At 68.9% G+C, this 2,132-nt stretch carries 3 protein-coding genes; all 3 read left to right on the top strand.

Annotation, left to right across the window (positions count from 1 at the left end; translation table 11 throughout):
* The coding region (locus BV106_RS05020) for an MBOAT family protein (protein ID WP_265595352.1) at nt 1-854 on the top strand (854 nt) is incomplete at its 5' end.
* Nucleotides 851-1,318 carry a hypothetical protein gene (locus tag BV106_RS05015; RefSeq protein ID WP_038161435.1) on the top strand — a complete coding sequence of 156 codons (468 nt, stop codon included), beginning with the start codon at nt 851-853 and terminating at the stop codon, nt 1,316-1,318. The genes BV106_RS05020 and BV106_RS05015, both read left to right, overlap by 4 nt.
* The coding region (locus BV106_RS05010) for a TIGR01777 family oxidoreductase (RefSeq protein ID WP_038161432.1) at nt 1,315-2,132 on the top strand (818 nt) is incomplete at its 3' end. The genes BV106_RS05015 and BV106_RS05010, both read left to right, overlap by 4 nt.

Here is a 2,132-nt window from a genome sequence, read left to right as displayed (position 1 = left end):
CGTTACTTTCCGAAATTACAGATATGATCGCCGAGATCGCCATCGCTGAACCCCTGCCCCGCTGGGCCGTGATGTGGCTGCTGGCAGGCGGGGTGTTCCTGGCCGGGAAGCTGGCCATGCGGGCCGCGCTGGGCCGGGTACTGCCCGCTCCCACGAGGTGGGAGGAGGTGGCCTGGATGGCACTGTGGCCGGGCATGGATGCGGAGGCCTTCTTCCGGCGTGGGGCGGCTCCGGGGCGCACGGTGGCGGGCGGGGCGGGGCTGCTGGCCGTTCTGCTGGGGGCTGGTTTGATCTGGGGCTTGGCCCGGCATCTGGCCACGCCGCTCGCGGCGGGCTGGGTGGCCATGGTGGGGCTGGTGCTCGTGCTGCACTTTGGCGTCTTCCGTCTGCTGGCAGGGTGCTGGCAGCGGCAGGGGCGGCGGGTGCGGCCCATCATGGACCGCCCGGTACTGGCGCTGTCGCTGGCAGAGTTCTGGGGGCAGCGGTGGAACCGGGCCTTCCGGGACCTGGCCCACCGCTGGATTTTCCGCCCGGTGCTGCGCCGTCGGGGTCGGCACGCGGCCACGGTGGCGGTGTTCCTGGCCTCCGGGCTGGTGCATGAGCTCGTCATCACCGTGCCCGCCGGGGCTGGGCACGGTCTGCCGCTCACTTATTTCCTCATCCAGGCGCTCGGCATGACTCTGGAGCGCCGGTTGTTTCCGGGAAGCGCGGCGGTTGCCGGGCCGGGGCACCTTATTCCCCGCTGGATCTTCACCCACGCCTTCACGCTGGGGCCGGTCTTTCTCCTTTTTCCTCCGCCGTTCGTGGAGCGGGTCATCCTCCCGTTCCTCCACTTCATCCATGCCCTGCCATGAAATCGATCCTGACCCTGGAAAACGCGCTCTACTTCGCCGGGGCGCTGCACTTCGCGATTCTGAGCGCCAGCGCCCTCACCCCGGTGGTGATGGACTGGAAGTCGGTGCTCAAGCCGCTGCCCGCGTTCCTGCGCACCCTCTTCTGGGTGTATGGCGTTTTCATCGTGCTCATGATCGTGAGCCTGGGTACGATGACGCTGCTGCACGCGCCGGAGATGGCCCGGGGCGCGCCGGTGGCCCGCAGTCTGGCGGGGATGACGGCGGTGTTCTGGGGGGCGCGTCTGACGGTGCAGTTTTTCATCTTTGATGCGCGGGCCTATCTCACCAATGGCTGGCTGAAGCTGGGCTACCACCTGCTCACGGTGGTCTTCATCTTCCTCACGCTCACCTACACGCTGGCGGCCCTGCAGCCGGGCTTTGCCTTCGATTTCTACACCTTTCACCCCTGTCATCAGCATCCATGAAACAACAACCGAAAGTCATCCTCGCCGGCGGTAGCGGCTTCCTGGGCCTGGCGCTGGCTCGCAGCCTGGCCGCCCGGGACGTGGAGGTGGTCATCCTGGCGCGCGGACCCCAACCCGCCGGGGCCCCTGGTCGCTGGGTGCGCTGGGACGGTCGCACCGTGGAGCCCGCCTGGGCCGGGGAACTGGAGGGCGCCCATGCGGTGGTGGGCCTGGCCGGAAAGAATGTGAACTGCCGCTACACGGGGGCCGCGCTCCAGGAGATCAATGACTCGCGGGTGGACTCGGTGCGGGCCGTTGGCGCGGCCATCCGGGCCTGCAAGCGTCCGCCCGGCGCCTGGGTGCAGTCGGGATCCCTGGCCATCTATGGCGATGCCGGGGAACGCGAGTGCGATGAAACGACCGCTCCCGGTGCGGGCATCCCGGTGGAGACGTGTTTGAAATGGGAGGCCGCCTTTGCCGCGGAGGCCACCCCGGGCACGCGGAAGGTGCTCTACCGCATCAGCTTCGTGCTCGGTCACGGCGGGGGCGCGCTGCGGATGCTGGTGAACCTCACGCGTTGTTTCCTCGGCGGAGCGATCGGCAGCGGGCGGCAGTACATCAGCTGGATCCACGAGGCGGACATGATCCGGCTGTGGGAACGGGCGATGGACGACCCCGGCATGGAGGGCGTGTACAACGCCACCAGCCCCGGTCCGGTGCCCAATGCCGCCTTCATGCGGGAGCTGCGCCGGGCCCTGCACCGTCCGTGGTCGCCCCCTCTGCCCGCCTTCCTGGTGCCGCTGGGCTGCTGGTTCCTGCGGACGGAGCCGGTCCT

It is taken from the genome of Verrucomicrobium sp. BvORR106 (assembly GCF_000739655.1).
GTDB lineage: Bacteria > Verrucomicrobiota > Verrucomicrobiia > Verrucomicrobiales > Verrucomicrobiaceae > Verrucomicrobium.
This window is presented reverse-complemented; position numbering and strand designations above follow the sequence as displayed.

Coding starts and splice junctions, on each gene's coding strand:
- BV106_RS05015 (WP_038161435.1), top strand. CDS start 851: ATGAAATCGATCCTGACCCTGGAAAACGCGCTCTACTTCGCCGGGGCG.